The following is a 5,411-nucleotide window of genomic DNA, read 5'->3' as shown; positions in this document are numbered from 1 at the left end:
GCGGGTGTGTTGTTTGAGAACTCAATAGTGTGTTTGGTGGTTTTTGTTTGTTGTTGTTTTTTGCCTGCCTCTTTTTCCCGTTTAGGGGTGGGTTTGTGATGCCAGTTTTTGGTGTCTTGCTTGGTCAGATTGTTTCTCTGATTGGCCTTTTTTGAGGTTTTGTTTGGAGAGTTTGATCCTGGCTCAGGACGAACGCTGGCGGCGTGCTTAACACATGCAAGTCGAACGGAAAGGCCCTTTCGGGGGTACTCGAGTGGCGAACGGGTGAGTAACACGTGGGTGATCTGCCCTGCACTTTGGGATAAGCCTGGGAAACTGGGTCTAATACCGAATATTCCCTGCCGGTTGCATGGTTGGTGGGGGAAAGCTTTTGCGGTGTGGGATGGGCCCGCGGCCTATCAGCTTGTTGGTGGGGTGATGGCCTACCAAGGCGACGACGGGTAGCCGGCCTGAGAGGGTGTCCGGCCACACTGGGACTGAGATACGGCCCAGACTCCTACGGGAGGCAGCAGTGGGGAATATTGCACAATGGGCGCAAGCCTGATGCAGCGACGCCGCGTGGGGGATGACGGCCTTCGGGTTGTAAACCTCTTTCAGTACCGACGAAGCGGAAGTGACGGTAGGTACAGAAGAAGCACCGGCCAACTACGTGCCAGCAGCCGCGGTAATACGTAGGGTGCGAGCGTTGTCCGGAATTACTGGGCGTAAAGAGCTCGTAGGTGGTTTGTCGCGTTGTCCGTGAAAACTCACAGCTTAACTGTGGGCGTGCGGGCGATACGGGCAGACTGGAGTACTGCAGGGGAGACTGGAATTCCTGGTGTAGCGGTGGAATGCGCAGATATCAGGAGGAACACCGGTGGCGAAGGCGGGTCTCTGGGCAGTAACTGACGCTGAGGAGCGAAAGCGTGGGGAGCGAACAGGATTAGATACCCTGGTAGTCCACGCCGTAAACGGTGGGTACTAGGTGTGGGTTTCCTTCCTTGGGATCCGTGCCGTAGCTAACGCATTAAGTACCCCGCCTGGGGAGTACGGCCGCAAGGCTAAAACTCAAAGGAATTGACGGGGGCCCGCACAAGCGGCGGAGCATGTGGATTAATTCGATGCAACGCGAAGAACCTTACCTGGGTTTGACATGCACAGGACGCCGGCAGAGATGTCGGTTCCCTTGTGGCCTGTGTGCAGGTGGTGCATGGCTGTCGTCAGCTCGTGTCGTGAGATGTTGGGTTAAGTCCCGCAACGAGCGCAACCCTTGTCTCATGTTGCCAGCGCGTTATGGCGGGGACTCGTGAGAGACTGCCGGGGTCAACTCGGAGGAAGGTGGGGATGACGTCAAGTCATCATGCCCCTTATGTCCAGGGCTTCACACATGCTACAATGGCCGGTACAAAGGGCTGCGATGCCGTGAGGTGGAGCGAATCCTTTCAAAGCCGGTCTCAGTTCGGATCGGGGTCTGCAACTCGACCCCGTGAAGTCGGAGTCGCTAGTAATCGCAGATCAGCAACGCTGCGGTGAATACGTTCCCGGGCCTTGTACACACCGCCCGTCACGTCATGAAAGTCGGTAACACCCGAAGCCGGTGGCCTAACCCCTTGTGGGAGGGAGCCGTCGAAGGTGGGATCGGCGATTGGGACGAAGTCGTAACAAGGTAGCCGTACCGGAAGGTGCGGCTGGATCACCTCCTTTCTAAGGAGCACCACGATGTTTGGGCCGGCCCGCAGATCGCGGATCATCCGGTGTCCCAGACTGATTCGTTGGATGGCCCCACATCTGTAGTGGGTGGGGGTCTGGTGCACGACAAACATTCGAGCCGCTACGGGTTTCAGCTTCGGTTGAGATGCGGTGAGGGATTGCCAGACACACTATTGGGCTTTGAGACAACAAGCCCGCTATCTCTTCGTCCCGAGTGTGGGAAACCGGAGGTGGTGTCGATCCCGGTCGGGGTTGGCGTTGTTGTTGCCCTGCTTTGGTGGTGGGGTGTGGTGTTTGATTTGTGGATAGTGGTTGCGAGCATCTGGCGCGCAAAGGGGTGCTGGTCTTCCGTTGTGGGGGGTTGGTGTTTTTTTGTGTGTCGAGATAATGCAATTTTTGATTCTTCCGAGAATTTTTGATCTGTTTTGTGTGTAAGTGTTTAAGGGCGCATGGTGGATGCCTTGGCACTGGGAGCCGATGAAGGACGTGGGAGGCTGCGATATGCCTCGGGGAGTTGTCAACCGAGCGTGGATCCGAGGATGTCCGAATGGGGAAACCCGGCACGAGTGATGTCGTGTCACCCAACGCTGAATATATAGGCGTTGGGGGGGAACGCGGGGAAGTGAAACATCTCAGTACCCGTAGGAAGAGAAAACAATATGTGATTCCGTGAGTAGTGGCGAGCGAAAGCGGAGGATGGCTAAACCGTGTGCATGTGATACCCGGCGGGGGTTGTGTGTGCGGTGTTGTGGGGCGTTTCTTCCCGTGGTCCGCCGGCCTGGGCGAAAGTGATCAACCGTTGGGTTAGTTGAAGTGGTCTGGGATGGCCTGTCGTAGAGGGTGAGAGCCCCGTAGACGAAAACTCGATGGCTTTCGTGAAATGTTTTCCCCGAGTAGCAGCGGGCCCGTGGAATCTGCTGTGAATCTGCCGGGACCACCCGGTAAGCCTGAATACTTCTCAGTGACCGATAGCGGATCAGTACCGTGAGGGAATGGTGAAAAGTACCCCGGGAGGGGAGTGAAAGAGTACCTGAAACCGTGTGCCTACAATCCGTCAAAGCCTCCGCCTTTGGGTGTGGGGTGATGGCGTGCCTTTTGAAGAATGAGCCTGCGAGTCAGGGACATGTCGCGAGGTTAACCCGGGTGGGGTAGCCGCAGCGAAAGCGAGTCTGAATAGGGCGTATCACGTCAATAGTGGCGTGTGTAGTGGTGTGTTCTGGACCCGAAGCGGAGTGATCTACCCATGGCCAGGGTGAAGCGCGGGTAAGACCGCGTGGAGGCCCGAACCCACTTAGGTTGAAGACTGAGGGGATGAGCTGTGGGTAGGGGTGAAAGGCCAATCAAACTCCGTGATAGCTGGTTCTCCCCGAAATGCATTTAGGTGCAGCGTCGCATGTTTCTTGTTGGAGGTAGAGCTACTGGATGGCCGATGGGCCCTACTAGGTTACTGACGTCAGCCAAACTCCGAATGCCGACAAGTCAAAGAGTGTGGCAGTGAGACGGCGGGGGATAAGCTCCGTGCGTCGAGAGGGAAACAGCCCAGATCGCCGGCTAAGGCCCCTAAGCGTGTGCTAAGTGGAAAAGGATGTGCAGTCGCGAAGACAACCAGGAGGTTGGCTTAGAAGCAGCCACCCTTGAAAGAGTGCGTAATAGCTCACTGGTCAAGTGATTGTGCGCCGATAATGTAGCGGGGCTCAAGCACACCGCCGAAGCCGCGGCAACAGGAAAGTGATTTCTTGTTGGGTAGGGGAGCGTCCTGCATCCGGTGAAGCCACGAAGTGATTCAGTGGTGGAGGGTGTGGGAGTGAGAATGCAGGCATGAGTAGCGATAAGGCAAGTGAGAACCTTGCCCGCCGGAAGACCAAGGGTTCCTGGGCCAGGCCAGTCCGCCCAGGGTGAGTCGGGACCTAAGGCGAGGCCGACAGGCGTAGTCGATGGACAACGGGTTGATATTCCCGTACCCGTGTATGAGCGTCCCTGACGAATCACCGGTACTAACCACCCAAACGAGAGGTCACCAATCCCTTCGGGGGGCGGGACTTCTCCGCTGCGTGGGACCTTCGGTGGTAGTAGTCAAGCGATGGGGTGACGCAGGAAGGCAGCCGTACCAGTCAGTGGTAATACTGGGGCAAGCCCGTAGCACGCGTGATAGGCAAATCCGTCACGCATATGTGTGAGAGGTGATGCATAGCCGAGTGAGGCGAATTCGGTGATCCTATGCTGTCGAGAAAAGCCTCTAGCGAGCGCATACACGGCCCGTACCCCAAACCAACACAGGTGGTCAGGTAGAGAATACCGAGGCGTACGAGTGAACTATGGTTAAGGAACTCGGCAAAATGCCCCCGTAACTTCGGGAGAAGGGGGACCGGAACACCGTCAACACCCTCGCGGTGGGCAGCGGGATCCGGTGGCACAAACCAGTGAGAAGCGACTGTTTACTAAAAACACAGGTCCGTGCGAAGTCGCAAGACGAGGTATACGGACTGACGCCTGCCCGGTGCTGGAAGGTTAAGAGGACCCGTTAACCCCTCGGGGTGAAGCGGAGAATTTAAGCCCCAGTAAACGGCGGTGGTAACTATAACCATCCTAAGGTAGCGAAATTCCTTGTCGGGTAAGTTCCGACCTGCACGAATGGCGTAACGACTTCTCAGCTGTCTCAACCATAGACTCGGCGAAATTGCATTACGAGTAAAGATGCTCGTTACGCGCGGCAGGACGAAAAGACCCCGGGACCTTCACTACAACTTGGTATTGGTGCTCGATACGGTTTGTGTAGGATAGGTGGGAGACTATGAAGCAGTCACGCCAGTGATTGTGGAGTCGTTGTTGAAATACCACTCTGATCGTATTGGGCCTCTAACCTCGAACCGTGGAACCGGTTCAGGGACAGTGCCTGGTGGGTAGTTTAACTGGGGCGGTTGCCTCCTAAAAAGTAACGGAGGCGCCCAAAGGTTCCCTCAACCTGGACGGCAATCAGGTGTTGAGTGTAAGTGCACAAGGGAGCTTGACTGCAAGACGAACATGTCAAGCAGGGACGAAAGTCGGGACTAGTGATCCGGCACCCCCGAGTGGAAGGGGTGTCGCTCAACGGATAAAAGGTACCCCGGGGATAACAGGCTGATCTTCCCCAAGAGTCCATATCGACGGGATGGTTTGGCACCTCGATGTCGGCTCGTCGCATCCTGGGGCTGGAGCAGGTCCCAAGGGTTGGGCTGTTCGCCCATTAAAGCGGCACGCGAGCTGGGTTTAGAACGTCGTGAGACAGTTCGGTCTCTATCCGCCGCGCGCGTCAGAAGCTTGAGGAAACCTGTCCCTAGTACGAGAGGACCGGGACGGACGAACCTCTGGTACACCAGTTGTCCCACCAGGGGCACCGCTGGATAGCCACGTTCGGACAGGATAACCGCTGAAAGCATCTAAGCGGGAAACCCCCTCCAAGACCAGGCTTCTCACCCATCAAGTGGGATAAGGCCCCCCGCAGACCACGGGATCGATAGACCAGACCTACACACCCAGCAATGGGCGCAGGGAACTGGCACTAACCGGCCGAAAACTTACACACACTCGCAACCACACCCACGAACACCCCAAACACGTGTTCACACCCCACCACCAAAAACACCCACCCCGAAACACAACCCGGGGACACTCAAAAAAGTGAATAGAGTTACGGCGGTCAATAGCGGCAGGGAAACGCCCGGACCCATCCCGAACCCGGAAGC

General features: G+C 56.7%; 2 rRNA genes. Both read left to right on the top strand.

What is annotated here, in order from left to right:
* Positions 1-160 precede the first annotated feature (160 nt).
* A 16S ribosomal RNA gene (locus AU188_RS17050) occupies positions 161-1,683 on the top strand.
* Positions 1,684-2,118: 435 nt separating this feature from the next.
* Positions 2,119-5,251 (top strand): 23S ribosomal RNA (locus tag AU188_RS17045).
* Together the 16S and 23S rRNA genes form the textbook arrangement of a ribosomal RNA operon.
* Positions 5,252-5,411: the final 160 nt, after the last annotated feature.

The organism is Mycobacterium sp. IS-3022 (assembly GCF_001500065.1).
In the GTDB taxonomy this organism is placed as follows: domain Bacteria; phylum Actinomycetota; class Actinomycetes; order Mycobacteriales; family Mycobacteriaceae; genus Mycobacterium.
Note: the sequence above shows the minus strand (reverse complement) of the source record. Positions and strands in the feature narration are given on the sequence as shown.